The organism is Thioalkalivibrio thiocyanodenitrificans ARhD 1, assembly GCF_000378965.1.
GTDB classification, from domain to species: Bacteria; Pseudomonadota; Gammaproteobacteria; order Ectothiorhodospirales; family Ectothiorhodospiraceae; genus Thioalkalivibrio_A; species Thioalkalivibrio_A thiocyanodenitrificans.
Genome location: NZ_KB900537.1, coordinates 242278 through 262341 on the forward strand (window position 1 = coordinate 242278; position 20064 = coordinate 262341).

Below are 20064 nucleotides of genomic sequence, written 5' to 3' on the forward strand. Positions count from 1 at the left end.
AGCTGGCGTTGCCATGAAAGAAAAAAGCGTAATGATTTCTTTCGAATCTCGCTCCTCCTGTAAGCCGGCTGAAGGCTACGACATCCGCACGGTCCGGGTCTCTACTACCAAGCCGCAGAGCAGGCATTATCAAAGAAAACCTCAATACTCACGCGCGGGCGGAGGCTCTCGAGCCTGTTTTCGAGCGCTCTCGAAAGTTCGGCTGAGTGAGATCATAACGCCTTGATTTTGCTTTTGCCAACGTAGTCGCCGCCGGAGCACTCGCACCCATCGCGCTATCGAGGATATTGCCGGCCGCATTGAGATCCTGATCCCAAACGGCCCCGCAGTGCTCGCACGTCCAGATCAGCGAAGCTCTGTCTTTTTGCCCTGTGGCGGCGCCGCATGCCCGACAGGTCGTCGTGGTTTTCCCTGAAACATGCACAAGCTGCGCCCCGTGCTTGTTCGCCTGGTGCTCGATCTCATGACGTAGCGCGTGCACCGCAGCGCGTTGACGTTGGGCCCGTGCGGTGGCATGGAGCTCCGGATCACTTGCGTCCTTGCGCTTTTTCGTCTTCGCGATCTTGCTCAGATCCATATCCTCGATACCGATCACGGCGTAGCGCCCCGCCAGATCCGCGGCCAGCAGCCGATACACCTCTCGGCGGCTGCGCAGCAGCTTCGCACGAAGATTATCTCGCCACGTCTTTAGGTGCCGGTATCGCTCGTACCAGTGCCGGATCTCTGCTGGCACCTCCCAGTTCAGGGCGCGAACCGCATCGTGCAGCTCCTTGTCTCGAAGCCACTTGGATCCTTTCCCCGGCGACCAATTGGCCGCAGGCTGGGTCAACTTCTCAGGAAGTTCGTCGCGGTGTGCGTGGACCCATGCCGCCACCTCCATGGCATTCTCATCCAGGTGCGAGCTCAGGCGCTCCACCTGGTCCATACCACGCATCCAGTCTGCGGGCAGGGTGTAGGTGTAAAGACGGCTTTTTGAGTCCGCCACGGTGGCCACGCGCAGGGCCCCGTCCTTCTGGAGGCGCCACCCCAGGTCGATGCCGCACGCTTCTACACCAGGGTGCTCTCGCTCCTGTTTCGGGCTTGAGACAGTCAGGCACAGCTGGCCGCGCCAGCGCTCGCCTTCGCGCTTCCAGACAAGCTGTGCGGCCTTGATCCTCGCGCCCGGGGGCACCGGGCGGTGCAGCACCACCGGGAACTCGATCATGTGGCCGGCTGCGTCCACGCGCATGCGCGCTGTAACGCGCGCCTCACGCCGGCGCCTGTTGGCTGGGAGGAATTCAACGCCGGGCGGCGGGCGGTCTATCTGCAACTGAGATACATTGCCGGAAAACAGCTCCTCGGGGGATGCGCCAAGCCCTGATTTGGTGCGCTGAATCTGGACGGCGAGTATGCCGTCGTCTCTGGCCGGATCCGAGGGTCGCACGCGGCGCCCCTTCTTGAGGGTTTGCTGGCGGGCTCGCTGGAACGAGTCCAGCACCCGGTTGTAATTCCCCCAGTACAGGCCACACCCCTGGCGCAGACGCTTGGCCTCCTCTTTCATCCTTGCCTGATGCTCCGAGACAGCCTCCTTGTTTGCCTTGCGCCATTCGCCCGCAAGCCGCCAGACCTCCTTTCGAGCAGCGTTTTTCTCTGTGATGCGCTCTTTGACCTCGCCGTCCACTGAGGTTGTCCTGCTGCGGGTCTTGGCGCGTTCGGCGTTGCGCCGTTCGATAGCCTCGCGCACCGCCTGAGAGGCGTCTATCAGCGCCTGCACGGCCGCCGCGTACTGCGGCGAGTCCGCCTTCATACGATCATCGAGCTCGCGCTCCGCCGCCAGGGTGGCTTCCACCAGGGCGTCCCAGAAGGCCCGCTGCTTTCGAAGCTCCTCCTGGAGATGAGGATCATCGAGCGGGATTCTGGCTCCGTAGGCGTATACCAGTGCTTCTGTGTCTTCCTGCTGACGCTTCATGGAGTGGTCGCTTTGTAGGGTTTGTGGGGCCTGCGCCGCACCAACGGAATATTATCCTCGTCGTTGACGCCGAATTCCAGCAGCCTTTGCCTGAAGCTCTGCTGGCAATGCTAAAACAGTTGCACCTTTCTATTCTTCGAAACCTCGTCTGGAGATAAGGGCTCTTGAGCGGGATTCTGGCTCCGTAGGCGTATACGGATGCCTCTGCGGGCTCATGCCGATACCTATACCAAGGGAGGCCTGAGCAATCAAACAAGGGAGTATGCGATGAAGATCGAGTATTTGAAGTTTTCCAACGGCAAAGTCTGGCGCGAGACGCACGACCATCAGATCCAGGGCACGGTGTATGTCGACTACGTCTCAGGCGTGTCTCCGGTCACGGTCTCCATGGCGGCGACAGGATTGAATCGGGCGCTCTACGGTCTTGATTACCGGATCCTCGGCCATGGGCTGGTGAAGTTCTCCTTCAACGCGGACGCGCTGAAGGAGGGCGAGCTCAAGGCGCTCGAGACGCTCAGCCTGGGTGATCCGGCGCTCGCAGATGCGCTTGGCGACCAGTATCACCTCAATGACGCCGAGCTCCAGCACGCGATTGACGCAGAACGCGCCTACGGCGAGGCAAAACCCGATCCGGCCGGCGAATTTGATGTGCTGATCGCCCGCAATGGCCGCGAGATCCGCTGCCCCGGTTATCCTCAGGAGTGCGACTACGTGCGCGTCGTGATCGATGACTGGGAGCTCGCCTACTGGCATCACCAGGAGTGGGGGGAGGCCCCCAAGGAAGTCATGGGTGCCTTGCTGGGTGCCCTGGGAGGAAATTAAGAACAGGGTTCCTTTTTTCTCCGCCCGCATCAGTCCACCTGATGCGGGTTTTCCTTTTCTCATGGCCGGTACGGAGGGCTTCCCGCGCCGACCAGGTGAAGGTACGATCAGAGCAGGTCCTGGGAGAAAGGAGAGCTGAAATGGGAACGCTATTCGATCCGCAGTATCCGCCGAAGAACCGGGTCGCCACGGTACGCTCGCCTTTGGATCTGGAGATCGAGGACGCGCAGCGAAAACACAGCTTCGACCCCAACGGGCTCGTGCTTGCCGTATTTCAGAACCAGCTCGAGCTGGGTCCTGCCGTGCAAGCTTCCGACCTCTCCGGCGCACCCGGGTATCTCTACCGCGCAGAAGATGTCGAGATCGCCCTGACGATCGAAGAGATTCGACGACTCGTCCTGCGCGCCCTGACGCCGGAGGAGTACTTCAAATTGCGGACCCGCTACGGCGTCTTCTTCGAGATCCATGACGATTTCTACGACTCGCTGAGCGGCGCGGCGTGCCAGCCAAAGGCCTGAACCCTCGGGCCTTGCCCCCGCAGCGGCTCTGACACCAGGCCCAGGCCCTCATACCGAGCTCAACCCCTTGGCGCGCAACAGCCCCGCAGGCGTGCCGCGCCCTCCTGTTCGCTATACACCAGCACTTCATGGCCCCCTGCGCAGGTCTTCTTAAGGCCTTCGCAAGGGCGTGCCAGCGACGCATCGTGCATCGAAACCAACTCACTCAACTCAGAGGAGGCCCTGGAAATGCCTATTTCTCATGAAAACCCGCTATTTCTGCTTGGACGCTTGCAGGAAGATTTCACCAGCGTTGCCGACAGGGGGCGCGCGCTGATCCGTGCAGGCGCCGAGGAGTGCGTGGCCGCAAGCTGGAAGCCGGCCGCGGATATCTACGAGCAGTCGCATCAGTTCGTGGTCCGGCTCGACCTCCCCGGAGTGAGCGCAAAGAAGACTGAGATCACGCTGGAAGGCGGCATCCTTCGAATCAGTGCCGAGCGAGAGATCGCGCCGGCGCCGGGCGAGGCCGGCGAGTACACCCGAAATGAGCGCCCGCACGGTCGATTCCACCGTCAATTCCGCATGCCTCAGAGCGCAGACCCGGAGTCGGTCACGGCCCGTCTTGAGGACGGCGTCCTGGAGGTGATCATCGCAAAGCGCGAAAAAGAAAAATCCAGGCGTATCGAGATCTCGAACTGAGCGCCTCCCCCCGCAAGGCCTCAGCGCTCGCCAAGGGCCTTGCGGGGGTCCCGTCAATCCTCTCCTGATTCGCAGCACCCAAGCACAGCAACGCCGGGGGTGCACTGCGGAATCCCCTCGATACCCAGCGACTCGTTGACCTTCAGGCACATCGACTCCGTCAGGTAGGGTGCCTCGAAGATCATGTGCCCGGAGAACTCATCCTCGCCGGCAACCCACCCATCGGGCAGCGCCCGCAGGTAGGCCGGCACGAAATCGTCGATCGTCTCCGGCATGCGCAGATGGTCGACCCGGTAGATCGAAACCGCGGAGCGGATCTGGTTGATCTCGCTGACCGCCTGGGCGGCGCGGGCCTGCTCGCCGCGGTTGAGAAATGAGCTTCCCCCGTAGAGCAGCGCAACGAAAGAGAGGATCACCACCAGGGCAATCGAGATCATGGTAAGAATCAATGACATCATGGTGGTGCTCCTTTTACGGGCAAGTGCCCCATTGAGGCTGGCGGGCTGAGTCACCCCAGAAACCAGCTTGGAAGTCGAATGCGAACGGGATTTCGCTGAGTCCGCTCACGCACCACCCGGAGAGGTCCTGATCGAACTGCCAGGCATCCTGGAACATGCGCACCATGTCCGTTACGGAAGCGGTATTCCACCCGCCGATCGGCTGGTTGAATGCGCGGGCATCCCGAAACATCTGAGCCATGCTGGAAACCCCGGACACATCCCAAGTTCCCAGCGGCTGGTTGAACGCCTGCGCATCACGGAACATTGAGCCCATCTGGGTCACGTTGGAGACATTCCACCCCCCAATCGGCCGATCAAAGGCCAGGGCGCCTTCGAACATCAGCGCCATGGTCTGTACACCAGAGGTGTTCCAGTTGCCGATGGGCTGATCAAACGCCGAGGCATGGGCAAAGGTTTGGTGCATCTGGGTCACGTTGGACGTATCCCAGTACCCAATAGGCGCGTTGAACTGGGTGTCGCCGAAGAAGAGCCCGCCCAGCGTGGTGACGTGCGCTGTATAGATGTCGTCCCCATTCTGCCCGAAGGTGAAGGTTCGGCCGCTGGAGTGGGCGTAGCATCGATCGTCACCGCACGCGGAGAACTGATCCATCAGGCTGCGGTCCACGATCAGCTGATCCTGGCAAGCGCCTGTCGTTCCGATGAGTCCGATCGACTGCGGGTCTGAGCAGTCAACATGGATCGTACCTCCGCAGGACCCCCAGTTCGGGCGGGTGAAGGGCTTGCCTTCCCACGAAGTCGCATTGGAATCAAAGTTGGTGGGCTCGGTTGGTATCTGGGTAACACACCAGGAAGACAGGTCCTGATTGAACGCGCTCGCCTGGGAGAACATCTGCACCATGTTTGTCACGTTGCTGACATTCCACGCGCCAAGCGGCTGGTTGAAGGCCTCTGCCCGATTAAACATCCCTCTCATGCTGGTGACCGAACCGACATTCCAGCCACCGAGCGGTTGGTTGAAGACCTCCGCTCGGGTGAACATGAATTCCATATTGGTCACCGAGCTGACATCCCAGCCACCGAGCGGCTGATTGAACAGGGATGCCTCGAAGAAGAGCCCCTCCATGTTGGTCACATTGGAGACATTCCAGGAGGAGATGCTCGGATCGTTCAGGGCCAGCGCCCCTACGAATGCGTAGCTCAGGTCGGTGACCGTGGAGGGGATCCAGTTCGGAACGCTCACCAGGCGATCGGTCCATTGAGGGAAGGAGAGGGAAAGGCTCTGAATGCCCAGGTCCCCCCAATCAAGGACCCGCGTGACGCTCTCCGCACCTTCCCACCACCACCAGTCCCCGGTGTCGCCGAAATGCACGATGGAGTCGCCCGAGATCGTGATGATATAGAGCCCGTACTCATCATAGGTGTGCGCATACGGGGAGCCGGAGGTTTGCGCGCCATCTCCCCAGTCCACGTTGATGTTGACCCCGCCGTGGATGGGCAAAACCACATCCCGATCTGCCCAGCTGGACTCATCGATCAGTATCTCCAGAATCATCGCTCCGGAGGTTTCCGGCTCTGTGGCCTCTTCTCCGCCCTCTCCCGGGGCTGCCGCCGTTTCAGACGAGTCACTCACCGGTACGAGGATCTTGTACGAAGCATGCGCCGGCGCCGCGATCAAGAACAGGGCGAGAAACAGCCACGCGATCAGGACATGCATAAAGGTTTTCGGGGTGGGCATGAGGCTCCATCTCCTTGTTGTTGTTTGAATATCCGCCGCGCCTTTCCTGTGCGACGCGGGGAATGACAGAAAAACATCACCAGGTATAGGGAAAATGCTGGCGGGTGGCGATGCGTTTCAATCCAGGCCGTGCGGGCGCTTCGGAGTCTCATACGCTCCGGCGGGCTCTCTTCAATGAAAAAGACCTCCGCAGCTGGCTGGCTGCGAAGGTCGAGAATCACCCAGAGGGTGCGCGCAAGGGCACGTTTTCGGCGGATGCTCTCGGGTTCGTGCGGCGCACGGTTTTGGCCCATGCCGCGAACTCCCTCGCATCGCAGTTGCAAATAAAATGCTTCTCCAGGTAATACACCCTGCCTTTGGAAATCTGGCGGATCTCTCGCTGATCCCCTTTCTTGTTTACGTACACCCTCCCGGCTTCGAGCTGAGCCACTTTCATGAGGTTCTCCTGTCTTCTGGGTCTGAGCAGGTATAGCGAACCCGCGCAGGCGCAGATGGCAGGCAAGAAAAAGCCCGCGGACATCGTCCACGGGCTTGATGAGAAAATTACTCGTCGCTGTCCTGATCGTGGCTCAGCCGGGGGGCCTGCTGGCGCAGGGTGTCGAGCCCGGTTCTCATTGCAACATTGGCCACATGCGCTTCGATCTCCGCCTTGCCAGCCTCCACGGTCTTCTCCATGCTCTCGACAAACCGGGACTGAAGAAAGGCCATATCCTGCGGCATGTTCTCCACCAGGGTGCGAAGGCGCCTAACGCAGCTTCTGGCTTCCTTCTTGGGGATCGCTTTGCCGCTCTCGAGCATCTGCTCAAAGCGCTCGAGGAGCCCCTTGGCGTCCTGGATCTGCTTCTCGCATGCCTGGCGGATCTCGTCATCGAAGACCTTTTTGGTCGGCTCCGCCGCAAGCCCCGGCATCGGGTCTGACGGCGTTCCCGGCGTCGGCGCCCTCGTAAGCGTCACGGGCGTTCCCGTGCCGCATCCCATGCTGGAGACCAGTTGCGCCCACTGGGCTTCCGACATCACCATCTCGACGATGGTATCGGTGCCTCGCACCCAGTCCGTTGAGAGGTGGCGATCGAGCGTGGCCCGCTCAATGGTCAAGCAGACCTGGTTGCTGTGCTTGAGCGCGGACCCGAACAGGTTGCCCGAGCCCTGGCGCTTGGTGAGCGTCACCCGGCCAAAGGCGTTGTGCTCGTATCGAACCGCCTCGTGAACGGTGCCCTGCTGCAAGACCGTCTTGCTTGCGGGAATATCTCTCATTATCAGCCTCCTGATGTTCATTCCACGCTACGTGTAGCGAACGCCCAGGAAGCGCCGTCCGGGATATCGCCGGTACGCGCAGGGTAGGGTGGGTGGAGAGAAAAAACCCGGGTCAGGCGACCCGGGTGAATTGTGTGGTTCTTCAGGCTGCGGACAGCGACATCGCGTCCAGGCCCTTGATCATGGCTCTCGTGAGCTTCTTGCCGCGCTTCTCCTCGTAGACTGTCCACCTCTTGAACATGTCCATGGCCGCTTCTCCGACCAGGAGCTGGCCGCGATACCCGCTGCCAGAGAGCATGGCGTCGTGGAAGCTCTCGTAGAACTCCATGCCGTGCGTATGGCTCTCCAGATCGCTACTGTCGTGGCTGTACTCGTGCATCAGCAAGCTGACGAGCCAGAAGCAGCCGGCGAGGCCCTGCCGGATGACCGACAGGTTGTCGCGGTTCACATAGATGAACTGCGTCCCGTCGGTCCATGCGCTGGCACTATCGGACTCGCCGAGCACCACAGTACGCACGCCGCACTTCATGCCCTCGCCCAGCATCCGCGAGGCTACCTGCAAAGCCGAAAGGAAGCTCTTCTCCTCAGGCTTGAGATCGCCCTTACTGATGGCTTCGTGGCGCTCGGTGTATCCGGCCGCGATCGTCTCGAACTCGATGAACTGCATGCGGCTGGTGCGGTGCCTGCTGAACAGCTCCGCGAGCTGCTCGCCGGTCTCGCACATGAACCTTCCGAGCACGTCGGGAGCGAGCATCAGGGTCTTGGTTGCGCTCTGCACCTTCTCCGCGATGCGGTGTCCACGCTCCGGGGCCACAGAGAAGCTCGAGCGGCCCCAGAGAAACTGACTCATCGTGTAATGCCGACCGCGAACATCCGTGATCAGCTTCACGTCGCTCACCTCGAACCACGAGAGCTCGCCTCGAGCAAACCGCCCGGAGAGGAACTCACGCTCGGCGTCAGAGAGCTGCTGCTTTTTGACGTTCTCGCGGGTGTTTACCGCGCTCAGGTGCTCGCGAATGCGTCGCCAGACCTTGCACTTGGACACCAGTACGTCATTGCGCGCCATGTTCACCGTCAACGGCACCTTGGAGACAACCACGCCGCCCCCGCCCATGATGTAGGAGGAGTAGCCGCGCACGAACACGCCCTGGTTGTACACATCGAGATCGCCCGTGGACTTTCTCAGGATGTACGCATCGTCGGTCTCAACGCTCCACTTCTGCGTGGACGGATCGACATTGATCTGCTTGCCGTTGAGCGTTACCGTCACCGGAACGTAGCGGGCAAGCTTCTCGATCTCGCGCGAGACCTCGATTAGCTCAGAGGGCATGAGCGGGTCGTACAGGAAGCCTTCGATCCGGCATCCTCCCAGGGGATCCATACCCTTGGTGAGCTCGTAATCGAGCCCGCGGTTGCGAATATCCACATCCATGTTAAACTCACCCGTACGCCAAACAGTGCGGGCAAACGACCAGGCCTGTGCCCTGCCAATGCCATATTTTCCGAACTGTCTGTGCTCCTCTTCCGCGCTCGGATGTTCGAATCCGAGCTCCTCGAAAAGCTCGTGAATCGCCTGTTCGGCATCAAAGCCGAAACCATCGTCCGTGACCTTGAATCCCGACTGATCGAGCGTGATATCGATGCGGCTCGCCTTGGCGTCGATCGAGTTCATGACGTACTCGACAATCGCTTTGCCGAGCGTTCCCGCCTGCGCTTCGATGACGTGATAGATCATGTTCGGGGCGACCCGGATCGTTCTCGTCTCTTTCTGCATTCATGTACTCCTTCTTGGTGTGTGCCTCACACAGGTCTAGCGAAAAGCACGGCACGCATTTGCCTACCCGTGGGCCTCCTCCCGGGGAGAGTAATCCGGATGATCAGGCAAGGCGCAGGCTTCTGAGTATATCCTCAGCCCCAGATCCGAGCCCCGGCCCGCAGCCAGAGCGCGATCTTCGTGCATGCGGGGCATACCTGCTCGAGGTCAACTTCGGGCGGGTGCAGGCTCCAGGCCAGATCCCCGGAACACAGGGTCTCATGGGTTGAGCGATAAACCCGTTCGGCCACACGGCGGCGCCCGGAGAGGTTCGATACGAGATGGATCTCGGGCCTGCCTTGGCGTTTCGCCACGCCCAGGGCCTTGCCCTCGGGCTTTAGGAGCGCTTCGAGCACCTGCTCGCGCGTAGGGATCAGCCCATCCCTGGAGCCTGGGATGAGGGGGTTGACGAACTCGGTTCGCAACAGCCCGTAGATGTATCGCCATCCGAAGCCATGCGGCACCATCAGGTCCCGCGAACTCAGGAAGTTGTGGCGGATGCGAGGCGCATGCTGCACCCAATGGGCGATCTCGTGAGCAAGCACGGTCAGCACACAGATGTGGGGTGCCGCCAGGGGTATCGACCCGATCCTGGGGCTTCGCGAGATCGCCTTGTACTCCGAATACGCGTAGGCGCAGGCCTGGCGCCCGAGATTGAGCCGCACTCCCTCGAAGGTGCGCCACACGCCACCGCGCGACATTCCGCGTGACATGGTGATCCTTGCTTCAGGCCACTGCCTTGCGAGAGAGAATTCCGTCCGCCCCGCAAGAAACTTCCGCATCCGCGGCAGATACTGCTCTACCAGTTCGCGCGCCTGCTCTTCAGAGAGATGAAGCTGCATTGTTGTTATTCCAGAGCTGCGACAGGGAGATAGCAGAGGAAATCGCAAGGCCACACTCACAATCCTCTCCCGAGGTGTCATAGTATAGCACCGGAATGCCGATGACTCAATCGGCCGCCCCGGGCTTTATCGCTGCGCCGACGCCCTGCGCTACAAGTTTCGCACCCCTCCTACCTATACCTATAACGACTCGGTCACTGTTTGAGCCGCAATTCCCCTTCTTTCGATGCGGGTCGCGGTCGAAGGACCGGCCTTAAACCTACAAACAGAAAAGGGGTATTTCATGAAGAAAACACTGATCGCACTTTCCCTTGCGGCTTTGATGCTGCCCGGCATGGCTCACAGCCAAGATGAGCGCTATTGCCTCGTGCTGCCGGCGCCTGGGGTCGTTCCCTCTGGCGTCGACTGCGTATTCATGAGTCTCGCAGGCTCCGGCGGGTCCGGCGGCGAGGAGGGCTCCGGCGGTGAGAATGGCGGCGAGGAGGGCTCCGGCGGTGAAGGCGGCGAGGAGGGCTCCGGCGGTGAAGGCGGCGAGGGCGAAGGCGAGGGCGATGAAGGAAGCCCGGGATATGACCCCATCGAGCCCGTTCTGGCCTGGATCGATATCACGGATCCGCAGCACTGGCAGCCTTCCGGGTCTCAGTACAGCATGAATGAGTACACCTATGACGGCAGCAACTGGGTGAACACCTACAGTGCCTGGGATGTCTACGGGGCCTCAATATTCTCCGTCAACCAGGATTATGGTTCGAACACCTTCGGGCCCAACCTCCCCGCCCAGCCCCTGAATGCGATTCGGGTCACTGCGACCTACCACGCGGATGTACCGTGGCGCCTCATCAATATGAACGCCACTTTCTCCGATTACGCCACGCATGCCTTTGATCCGGCTCCCGAACAAATGGAAGGTTTTGTCGAGCAAGCGTTCACGATGCATGTTCCCTATTCGGAGAACGGATACTACACCGACGATTTTATCAGTTTCAACGCAAGCGTGGTCTACACGGACTGGTATTTGACAGAGCTCACCCTGCACTCGATCGAGATGCTGGTGTGCACCGCCAACTGCGAATAACACAGTCCTGACACAACCCCTGCCGTGATGGTTCCGGGGCCTGCACCCGGCGACTGTTGCGCCGGGGGTTTGTGTTTGCTCTCTCCACACGGCTAAAGCAGGGGCTGCCCGCGCCAGTTCGGCGATATTGCACATAGAAGAAAAGGCCCCGCTTGCGCAGGGCCGGAATGGCGGGGCGCGTGGCTCAACCGATCGAGAGATGCAAGGAGTGCCTGCTCACCGGCGCTCGAAGACGTAGGTGGAGCCGTCGTGGTTGATCGCGAGCACCTCATAGCGCTCGCTGTAAGGGCCTTCCATGCCGGGGGAGCCCATAGGCATGCCGGGCAGCGCAAGGCCGCGGATATCGGGGCTCTCGGCCACCAGCCTGGAGATAATGTCCGCCGGCACATGGCCTTCGACCACATAATCCCCGATCACAGCGGTATGGCAGGACTGGTAGCGCGCCGCGACGCCATGCTCGGCCTTGATCGGCTGGAGATCGAAGGTGTTGTTCTCCTTGACCGAGAACCCGGCCTCGCGCACATGATCGATCCATCCTCCGCAACACCCGCAGGTGGGGCTCTTGTAGACGATCATGTCGGCGGCCTGGGTGGTCTTGATTGCGCCCACGCCCAGGGCCCCTGCGATCAGCATGGCGCCGATCAGGCCCTTGGCTTGGGGCGAGAAATGGCGTGCGTGCGTACGTGCGGACCTTGCCTTGCTCATGAGATTGCCTCCTGCGCTTGATTTGCGCAATTTTGATGAAAATCAGAACGAAAACCGGCCGAAAGACCCACCAGATCCCTAGCGCGCCTCTTGCCCAGCTCTACCTGTGTAGCGAGCGCGAAGACGGGTCTTGCACTGCCAGCGCACCCGGGCGCACCCGCAGGGCCCTGTGGGGGCATCTTTCGGCCTCGCGGATCAACGCATCTCGGCCCGCGCCGCCAGGGACTGCGCCTGTCTCTCTGGTTCAGGTACACTCGACCCGAGCGACAAGGGGAGGGGTATAAAGGCCATGGCAAAGGCTCGGATCAGCAAAGAGAGAAGGAGGCAGGCTGAGCTTCGAGGCGCGGCAATTCTGTACACAATGGCGTTTCACATAATGGGAGAACGCGAGGAAGACGAGCCCTTACTGTCTCTCGAGGGCGGGCTTCTCAACCTCATCACCGAATGCTTTGATAAGTTAGGCGACGCACCGATCCACATAGCCATAGATATGGCCTACAGCGAGGCCGAGCCTCTCGTCGCCAAGGAGCTCAGTAACGCCGCTGACCTGGTAACCGACATGCTCGCTTTTTCGCCATCCGATAATGAGGCCTGCGGGTATGACGAGATGTATCTGCATCTTTTCGTCGCGCCGGTCACGATGATCCTCTCCCGGAGCGATGCCACCGAGAACATCAACCAGGAGACCATCCTCACGCCTCTTTTCGAAAAGCTTGAAGCGTCCCTTCAATCGAGCGCCTTGCTGGGCCCTGAAGACTCGGTGCAGCTCGTACCGTACCTGTACCACAACACGGAGATCGAGAAGATCGGCTGGACGGACACCTTGAAGTTGGCCAGCGCAGTACGCTCCAAAAAGAGGGCGTCCCGCTCTAAGCGCGCGCTCCATCAGACAGGCTGGCCGCGCGACAGCCTCCTGCACGACGGAGAAGACTACACCCTCTTATGCTTCATTGTCGGCGCCCATATCAATCCGTTCCTGGACATCTCACTCGCCTCCGAGACGCAATGGGATGCGGAGCATCAGACACATCGTCCTGGAGAGCCGGCGCTGGCATGGTCGAGAGAGGCGGCGTGTATCGTTGAGCAGGCGCTCTGCGAGTGTTTGCCTATAGATCAGTGCTTTGTGGCGCCTCCTTTGTGTTTTCATGCGGGCATTAGAAGCAGCATCGCATCCTTCCGAAACCTGCCGCTCCTACTGCTATTGAGCGCTCTCTCGGAGGAGGGTTGCGACATGAGACATCTGCGCGCCGTCGTTGCGCACGCCCGGGTAGGTGACGCGTCCGAAATCAGGACCATCCTGCTGCATGGAGACGGCCGCATGGCGGGCGGCAACACTCGCAAGGTGATGCCCCTGGAGAATCCGATGGATGTCGCCTGGCAGATACAATCCCTGCTCAATCGGCTCGATGTGATTGAGATCGACTTCATAGAGAATACGTATGAGGCGCAGCCCTTGGACGAAACCGAATGGAGAACCTTCGTCGCGTGGGCGCGTAGCAGAGGCGAACCGCCTGACACGCTGAACTGAGCCGCCTCTCTCTTGGCGGTTGTCGGGGTTCTCTACAGAGCAACGCGATCATGTAGGGAGAGGGTGCCTAGAGGTCGACTTCAAGCGCCACATGACGGGCATCGCGGTGGCCCTGAAGGCACAACCACGCCGCACAGCCGCAAAGCTACGCGGTTCGCAATAGTGTCTGGATACTCAAGACGGATAGTCCCGGTCTGGTAGTCCAGACGGTGCGATGGCGTAGGCAGTCGCCACTCCTCGCTCTCGGGGCACTCCAAGACAAACATGTCCGACCGCCACCGATGTATTAGATATTCGTGCATACCGCCTCCAATCAGAATGACTGCCCCGTCTGCCAAAGCCCCCTGGCACGCCGGCGACTAGCGCCCGACCTGACTGGTTGCCGTGGTTTTGGTCGACCGTGCGAGCACCTGCTCTCATTTGGCGTCATATATCGCCTTGGCATCACCCGGCTGGATGGCTATGCCGTGCTCCCTGCAAAGATCGATCACGGCCACCAGTTCAGTGATCACCCTGGCCATGTCTTGTGAGTTCGTTGCGTCCGGCCCGGGACGAGCGTCTTTAAGCCCGAATTGCTGAGCCCTTGTGCTTGCCTGCGCCAGCTCGGTGCAGAGCTCTGTCAAGCACACCAGCAGGCGTTGCTTTACGCTCATTGCGTTGCGCTCGTCTGCACTGCCCGCCGGGATGTATCCGGTACGCTCGAGCTCTCCGATACCTTGAAACCTGCGCTCCATCCTCGCTTGCCTCTCGTTGAAATTTTCTTCTTTGTGCATATAGTGTAGCACGAGTGTTCTGGCTCAAGCGGCCAGATATTTTCACCAGGTAAGAACGGTGCCGCATCGATACTCGTCCGGGTAGGCAAGGTGCTGGCTGGCCATGCAAGGGATAGTCCCTCGCGATCGCTCCCTTATCGACGCCGTAGAACAGAATACTGCGCCCCGCCTCGTGCGCCGCTGCGGCGCGAGCGAGATCCGCCGGGGACGGTTTCGGGCGTACCGCTTCGCCCCCGCGCAGGCATTCCACCGGTGCGGCGGGCCCTGGTGTTGCAGTCGCCGGGGTTTTCTACATGGCAGGGCAGGGGCGCAATACCTCTCATGCGAGAGCAGGCCATCACACCCCGGCCCCCAACCTCCTTCAAAACACCCCGGGTTCAAGCCTGAGGCCCTGATGCGGCCTTTCGCAGTCTCGAGCGCGTGATGCCGGCCGGCTGAGCCGACTCGGTGCGCGGGAGGGCTCTTCCGGTGGGTGGTCCCGGGTCGGGGCGCGCGGACCCGCTCCACGGGGCTTTCCGGAAGGCCCCTCGGGCAATAGGAGCCCGGGAACACCTAAACTGGCATCGGCTAAAGGGACAGAAAGCAGGCGGGACGGGCTGGGATTTCGGGACTTTCTTAGTATCCGGCGACAGCCGGGCCCAGAGGCCTCCTTGCGGCCCTCCAGGGCCGGGGCGCCCATCAGGGGCTCTCGGGGCAAAGAAAAACCGCGGACTTGAACGCCCGCGGGTGAAAAACATCAGATAAGACGGGCTACCGCCTCGCTCAGCTGGTTGTGGTCGTAGCGGCCTTGATCGAGCAGATACCCGATCTGGCCACGTGGCCCGCTGTTGTTGAGGGCCGCGGCCTGGCGGCCGGCAACATCGAGATCGGCCTCAGCAGGCGCTTCTCCAGCATTGGCGCGCACCGAGATCGCTTCGGCGTCTCGCGCCTCGCAGACCAGCTCATCGAGCGCCTCCTGAAGCTCCTCGGGGTCGAGCTCCTTATGATCGAGCACCCCGACGACGCTCACGCAATCAAGCCGCGAGTCCCAGTACAGGCCCATCAGCCGGCGAAATATCGCGTCAGGGGTTTCCTGGTAGGCCAGGGTGGCGCCAAGCTCCACTCGTTCCTCGCCGTCCCCACGCGCCGTCAACTTGACGATCCCAGTCAACAAGTCACTCATCGTTTTCTCCTCTGTCCTCATCCAGACATCTTGCCTGAAGGGTATAGGTACCCAGACCTGCGCCCGTGGCGCACCGCTACCCCCTGGAGTGATCGAGAAGTGCGCTGGATTTGCTACACGGTTGAAGCGCACACGTCCCGCCGGCGGCGGTGAGCGCCCAACCCCTTAAATTAACCCTGGATGCTCATGACACCGGAACAGAAAGACAGAAAGGCGCGTATCGAGGACTTCATCACCGCGGTGTGCCGGCGCCAGAGACAGGCGCTGCTGTTGTTTGCTCTGCTGGCGCTCGCGTACCTGGCCCTGCGTGCAGCCCTGCCCACCCCGGCCGAGATCGCCGCGCCGCCCGCATCCGTGCTTGGCGTGGTTGTATCGCACGCCCCACTTGTCGTGATGGCCACCATGGCGTCTCTGGTGCTGCTGATGCAGCAGCTCATTATTCGCACCGCCCGAGGGTGGTTGGCGGAGTTGCCCGCCGATCAAGCCAAGGATCGCTCCATCTGAGCAGCTGCCGCATCCAACACCTCCATGCGCACCGGCCGCCCGTAGAGCAGGTCATCCTCGCCTGACTGGCGATCGGCATCCGAGCGAAGGCTCCCGTAGCCGCGCAGCTCAAGGTCCCGGCGTGCGATCTCAAACCCATCGGTTGTCTCAAGCATCACCCGCAGGCGCTGCATGGACTTCTCCTTAGGTCTTTCGCGCAAGAACATCGAAAAGTACCCGGCGCCGCCGTGGCGCGCGGCCCGCCCGCGGATCTGGTGCAGCTGCGTCAGCCCCAGGCGCTGGGGCTCAATCACGACCACATGGCGGATCCGCGGCAGATCTAGCCCCACCTCGGCCACGGTGGTGGCCACCAGGATGTCAGCCTTCCCGCCCTTGAGGGCATCGATCGCGTCCTGCTTGTCCGCATCGGACATGCCGGCATGGGCAAGGCGCACGCGATCCGGGAAGAGCTGCGCCCATTGCTCGTAGGCGCCTTCCGCGCTGCGGCGCTCCTCGCCGTCTTTGAGCGGGTAGATCACCAGGACCTGGCCGCCCCTGGAGATGGTGGCCCGAATCGACTCCATGAGCTTCGCGCGCTCCTCGGGCTCCCAGATACGGCTTCGGATGTGCTTCTCGGTATGGGCCTGGGTGAGCTTTGAGACGTCCCAGACGCCATAGCGGATGAGCGCCATCGAGCGCGGGATGCAGGTGCCGGAGACCTCCAGCAGATGCACGCCACCCTCGGTGAGCTTTTCGCGCTGCTCGCGGCTGAACTTTTGCTGCTCATCGACCACCACCAGGTCCAGCTTGCCGAGATCGCGAAAGAGAAGCGCGGTGGTGCCGATCAGGATGCGCGCCTGCTCGGCGCCCTGGCTATCATCGCCGGTCACGAGCATCGTGGCCAGGTCCGGCCAACAGGCGCGGATCTGCTCGGCGACCTGCGCGGCCAGCGGCTGGGTGGGGGCGAGGATCGCCGCCCGACCGCCGTGGTCTGCGACCGCAGCCGCCGCCGCGGCATAAACGAAGGTCTTGCCGGTACCGACATCGCCCGAGAGGATCCGCCGCATGGGGGCCGCCTGGCGCATATCCTCGACGATCTCCTCGACCGCTTGCTGCTGCTCATCGGTCAAGGGGTAGAGGAGCCGGCTGATACGCTCGCGCACCCGCTCGGGATCGGCGGGGATCGCGCGCGCCTGTGCGCGCACCGGGTGGCTTGCGTGCGCCTCGGATACGGCCACCATGGCTACGAGACGCTCGATCGCCTCCTGAGCCTGTCTGCCGTGGCTCAGGCGCCTCGGGAGATGCGCGGTCAGCAGCGCCCGCCTCAGGTCCCGGATGCCTGCGTGCGCCAGCACGGCCTCGGGGTCTGCGTGCGCGCTCATGCGCTCCTGCAACCGGGCCTGTGCCTCAGGAAGGATCTCAGGCAGCAGGGCCAGCACACGCTCGCGCACGCTCTCGGGCTTGATGACACGCTTCTTGCCCGGGTAGCGCGGGCACAGCCTTCCAATCCACTCAGGGGGCACGATCTCGGCCTGATTGAGATACCAGCGCTCGGAGAACTTCGCCGGTGCGCCGGCCACGGTGATGGGGGTCCCGGCGCTCAGCAGTTCTGCGGTTTCGCGGTGATCGCCAAAAAGGGTGAATCCGACATGCGTGCCGCCGGCGTCTTCGACCGTTGCCCGCAGGCGCGGTACGCCTTTATGGAAGTCCGTGGTCGCGTCAAACGCCATGCGCCCACGCAGCACGATGCGCTCAGCGGGGTGAAAACGCTCGGTGACCGCACGGTAGTCGATCCAGTCGAGCGGGAGAAGCAGAGCGACCTGCCACGGCTCCTGCGGCCCGAGGGAGGTGATCCTGCCCAGTTTGTTGTGGTTGTTCTTCTTCGGCATAGTTTGACTTCTTCTGCTTCTGCTTCTACTTGACGCGAAAGGCTCTTCGCGCCTTCAAAGGTATAGCTAATCGGCGCGCGCGGCGCGCGATCGATTCAGTGTTCGCTTTCAGGCGCTGAGCTCAGTCTGGCAACGATTCGCTCCAGCGCGCTATCGCCCAGGCCGGTCACGCCTTCCTCGGCGAGAACGCAAGGCGCGACAACCCTGCGCATGTGGCGCGCCACATCCTCGGGCACACGCCGGATCCCGTCACGTCACTCGTATATCCTGGATTGGTAAATCCGCCGGCCGAGCGCCCGCGACAGATCCCGCACCGCATCGGCGAGCGTCCTGTCCCCGCCCCGGGTCTCGACCCAGATCCACAGTGTCACGAGGTCGAGAACGTCTGAGGGGATTCGTGGAGGGTTGCGGGTCATGGATCGAGTCTCTTTGAATAATTCACAGATCCAGCAACAGCCGGCACGCCAGCTCGGGCAGGCTCGCCTGTGCGCTCGAGCGCTGATGCTCTTCGATCCAATCCTCGACCCGGGATCTCACCCCAAGTAGAGCACGCTCCTGCACAACGAAAATCGGCGCACCCGCGCTTGTCGGAACCATCATGATCCTGGTTCTCCCCTTCGCCCCAGACTCTAAAATCAAGAGCGTCCCGATGCAGCCGAGAACGCCAGGTGCCTGCTCATCGTATTCGCGCACGACAAGCAGGCCTCCCCGCTTGTCTTTCTGTTGGCGTTCGCGCCCGCCCCGGCGAATCGTTGCTGTTCTAACCTTCTCCGCCGTCTCGGCCGTCAGCCTCCAATTGACAACCTCACCCCCGGCATCGTCCCCGCTCGACCTTGACCGCACCAGCGCGCCGATTTCGCCGGTCCGCTGGATCCATGTCGATTTCGTGTCTTTGAGCGCCAGGTCGTCCAGGCTGCGCAGCCGGGACGGCGCGGGGGTGTACTCGAATACCAGGTATACGAGCAAATCCTCCAGGCGTCCGGTGCCGGTCGGAACATCAAACCATCGCCGCGCGCGGTGAATACTCCCCTTATCATGCTGCGCATTGATAAGGGGCTTCATGCTCTCGCTGCCAAAGCGTTGAGAGCGTGACCGGTATTCTCGGTTTACCGGAGGAGCTTCTGTCCTCCGACAACTGCCCGTCCTTGCGGCGGGTCAGTTTAAGTTTCCAGGCCCAGTAGCGAGCCGCAATGTTGTAACTGGCGTTGAGATCACAGTTGTAACGCTTTCCGGTGGTGAAGGTGGCCAGTTCATACTGCTTCGGATCGCGCTTGAGCTTCCCGGACCCGTCGAAGGCCCAGGAGGAGGTGCCCTTGGCATAGACATACTCCACGCGCCCACCGGCCTCAGTGAACTTCGCCTCGATCAGATCGGCGAGTCTGCGATGCAGCCAGCCGTGAAATCTCTGGCGAAGCGATGAGCGCCTGGTGCCGGCCTTTGGTCGCCACCCCTTGAGGTGCTCCAGCACGATAACCTCGGCGCCATGCTCCAGGGCAAAGCCGACGAGCCGCCTGGACGTGATCTGAGCGATCTGCTCGTTGATGTGCCTGGTCTTTCGGTACATGCCCCGACAAAACCCCTTTGACAGCTTGGCGGTCTTTCTAGCCTTGCCGCGAATCAGGGTGCAACGCTTGTTGCGGCGGTCTATGTCCGCGGCCGGATGGAGAAACCTCCTGGCCACGACAGTGCCGCCTGATGAAACGATACTGGCCGTGGCCAGCGTATTGATGCCGATATCGACAGCGCACGCCCGCTCAGTCGAAGGCAGCTGTTCGGGTTTAAGCTCTACCGGTACCGACAAGTAGCAACGACGATTTACTACCAAAGCGGGCGATTTAACAGCGCCCAGCAGGTGGCGCTGGCGCACGCGCTTGATCTGAACATCGTGCCACAGCCACTCCCGCCCATCCCATAACTTGAGGCTTGCCACGGTGAAATCTTCATTGAACTTGATCTGCTGACCTCGATACATGGCCGGATAGCAACCGGAAACAGGATTGAACGCGGGAGGGCGTGCATCCGAGCACTTGCGATCACCGTCGAGCCACGCCCCGTAGCGGGTCAGATAGCTCGACACCTGGCCTTTGACGAACTCGATGGCCGCCCGGCGCAGGTAGGAGGGAAACTTGTAAAAGCGCCGGGTGAAGTAGTGGTGGCGCGGCTTTGGGTTTTTCATCGTGGGGTGGATCAGTCGCTCGACGGCCGCGGCAAAGCTCGGCGCCCGGCACAGCGCCGGCCAGTTGCTCAGCACCACAATCGATAGCGCGCGACAGAACGCGCGATACTCAGCCAGCGTGAGGCGCATCAGGTGTCGCTGCTGCGCGGTGGCTTGCAAAGGCCACTTGTCGGAGCGTATTATCTTTCTTGTCATCAATAGT

Annotated in this window: 19 protein-coding genes; 6 read left to right on the forward strand and 13 right to left on the reverse strand. The window is 61.6% G+C overall.

Going from position 1 to position 20064, the window contains the following annotated elements:
* Positions 1-148: 148 nt before the first annotated feature.
* A complete protein-coding gene (locus THITHI_RS0117670; protein WP_018234394.1) occupies positions 149-1948 on the reverse strand; it encodes a zinc ribbon domain-containing protein in 1800 nt (599 codons plus the stop codon).
* 267 nt (positions 1949-2215) lie between these two features.
* On the opposite strand from THITHI_RS0117670, the gene THITHI_RS0117675 reads away from it, so the two are divergent.
* From THITHI_RS0117675 to THITHI_RS19540, 3 genes are all read left to right on the forward strand, one after another.
* A complete protein-coding gene (locus THITHI_RS0117675) occupies positions 2216-2770 on the forward strand; it encodes a hypothetical protein (RefSeq protein WP_026186465.1) in 555 nt (184 codons plus the stop codon).
* Between the two features lie 140 nt (positions 2771-2910).
* Positions 2911-3288 carry a hypothetical protein gene (locus THITHI_RS19535; RefSeq protein ID WP_018234396.1) on the forward strand — a complete coding sequence of 126 codons (378 nt, stop codon included), beginning with the start codon at positions 2911-2913 and terminating at the stop codon, positions 3286-3288.
* Between the two features lie 228 nt (positions 3289-3516).
* Positions 3517-3966 carry an Hsp20/alpha crystallin family protein gene (locus tag THITHI_RS19540; RefSeq protein WP_083908815.1) on the forward strand — a complete coding sequence of 150 codons (450 nt, stop codon included), beginning with the start codon at positions 3517-3519 and terminating at the stop codon, positions 3964-3966.
* A gap of 53 nt (positions 3967-4019) precedes the next feature.
* Here THITHI_RS19540 and THITHI_RS0117690 read toward each other — a convergent pair whose 3' ends face one another.
* The 6 genes from THITHI_RS0117690 to THITHI_RS0117715 all read right to left on the reverse strand — a co-directional run bounded on the left by THITHI_RS0117690 (position 4020) and on the right by THITHI_RS0117715 (position 9942).
* Positions 4020-4424: a hypothetical protein gene (locus tag THITHI_RS0117690; RefSeq protein ID WP_018234398.1), complete on the reverse strand. Its 405-nt coding sequence runs from the start codon at positions 4422-4424 to the stop codon at positions 4020-4022.
* Between the two features lie 13 nt (positions 4425-4437).
* Positions 4438-6162 carry a BspA family leucine-rich repeat surface protein gene (locus THITHI_RS0117695; protein WP_018234399.1) on the reverse strand — a complete coding sequence of 575 codons (1725 nt, stop codon included), beginning with the start codon at positions 6160-6162 and terminating at the stop codon, positions 4438-4440.
* 217 nt (positions 6163-6379) lie between these two features.
* Positions 6380-6598, reverse strand: coding sequence for a hypothetical protein (locus THITHI_RS0117700; RefSeq protein WP_018234400.1), 219 nt, complete (start codon positions 6596-6598; stop codon positions 6380-6382).
* A gap of 107 nt (positions 6599-6705) precedes the next feature.
* Complete coding sequence (locus THITHI_RS0117705; RefSeq protein WP_018234401.1) at positions 6706-7416, reverse strand: hypothetical protein; 711 nt, start codon at positions 7414-7416, stop codon at positions 6706-6708.
* A 142-nt stretch (positions 7417-7558) separates the two neighbouring features.
* On the reverse strand, positions 7559-9190 hold the full coding sequence (locus THITHI_RS0117710; protein WP_018234402.1) for an ATP-binding protein: 1632 nt from the start codon (positions 9188-9190) through the stop codon (positions 7559-7561).
* Positions 9191-9324: 134 nt separating this feature from the next.
* Entirely contained in the window at positions 9325-9942 is a 618-nt protein-coding gene (locus THITHI_RS0117715; protein ID WP_156820699.1) for an ImmA/IrrE family metallo-endopeptidase, read from the reverse strand.
* A 412-nt stretch (positions 9943-10354) separates the two neighbouring features.
* Here THITHI_RS0117715 and THITHI_RS0117720 point away from each other — a divergent pair, with 412 nt between their 5' ends.
* The gene (locus THITHI_RS0117720; RefSeq protein ID WP_156820700.1) at positions 10355-11146 is read left to right on the forward strand and encodes a hypothetical protein; all 792 of its coding nucleotides are present in this window, start codon (positions 10355-10357) and stop codon (positions 11144-11146) included.
* Between the two features lie 216 nt (positions 11147-11362).
* On the opposite strand, the gene THITHI_RS0117725 is transcribed toward THITHI_RS0117720, so the two are convergent.
* On the reverse strand, positions 11363-11851 hold the full coding sequence (locus tag THITHI_RS0117725) for a DUF411 domain-containing protein (protein WP_018234405.1): 489 nt from the start codon (positions 11849-11851) through the stop codon (positions 11363-11365).
* A 289-nt stretch (positions 11852-12140) separates the two neighbouring features.
* Between THITHI_RS0117725 and THITHI_RS0117730 the strand changes: the two genes are divergently transcribed.
* On the forward strand, positions 12141-13379 hold the full coding sequence (locus tag THITHI_RS0117730) for a hypothetical protein (protein WP_018234406.1): 1239 nt from the start codon (positions 12141-12143) through the stop codon (positions 13377-13379).
* Positions 13380-13795: 416 nt separating this feature from the next.
* Here THITHI_RS0117730 and THITHI_RS0117735 read toward each other — a convergent pair whose 3' ends face one another.
* Both THITHI_RS0117735 and THITHI_RS0117740 read right to left on the reverse strand, forming a co-directional pair.
* Positions 13796-14152, reverse strand: coding sequence for a hypothetical protein (locus THITHI_RS0117735; protein ID WP_018234407.1), 357 nt, complete (start codon positions 14150-14152; stop codon positions 13796-13798).
* A 736-nt stretch (positions 14153-14888) separates the two neighbouring features.
* Positions 14889-15314, reverse strand: coding sequence for a hypothetical protein (locus tag THITHI_RS0117740; protein ID WP_026186467.1), 426 nt, complete (start codon positions 15312-15314; stop codon positions 14889-14891).
* Positions 15315-15500: 186 nt separating this feature from the next.
* Here THITHI_RS0117740 and THITHI_RS0117745 point away from each other — a divergent pair, with 186 nt between their 5' ends.
* A complete protein-coding gene (locus THITHI_RS0117745) occupies positions 15501-15818 on the forward strand; it encodes a hypothetical protein (protein ID WP_018234409.1) in 318 nt (105 codons plus the stop codon).
* Here THITHI_RS0117745 and THITHI_RS0117750 read toward each other — a convergent pair.
* From THITHI_RS0117750 to THITHI_RS0117765, 3 genes are all read right to left on the reverse strand, one after another.
* On the reverse strand, positions 15794-17686 hold the full coding sequence (locus THITHI_RS0117750) for a DEAD/DEAH box helicase (RefSeq protein WP_018234410.1): 1893 nt from the start codon (positions 17684-17686) through the stop codon (positions 15794-15796). The two genes, THITHI_RS0117745 and THITHI_RS0117750, sit on opposite strands and share 25 nt — an antisense overlap.
* A gap of 438 nt (positions 17687-18124) precedes the next feature.
* Positions 18125-18748: a hypothetical protein gene (locus tag THITHI_RS0117760; protein WP_026186469.1), complete on the reverse strand. Its 624-nt coding sequence runs from the start codon at positions 18746-18748 to the stop codon at positions 18125-18127.
* Entirely contained in the window at positions 18720-20057 is a 1338-nt protein-coding gene (locus THITHI_RS0117765) for an IS200/IS605 family accessory protein TnpB-related protein (RefSeq protein WP_018234413.1), read from the reverse strand. The genes THITHI_RS0117760 and THITHI_RS0117765 overlap by 29 nt, the downstream gene beginning before the upstream one ends.
* Positions 20058-20064 lie beyond the last annotated feature (7 nt).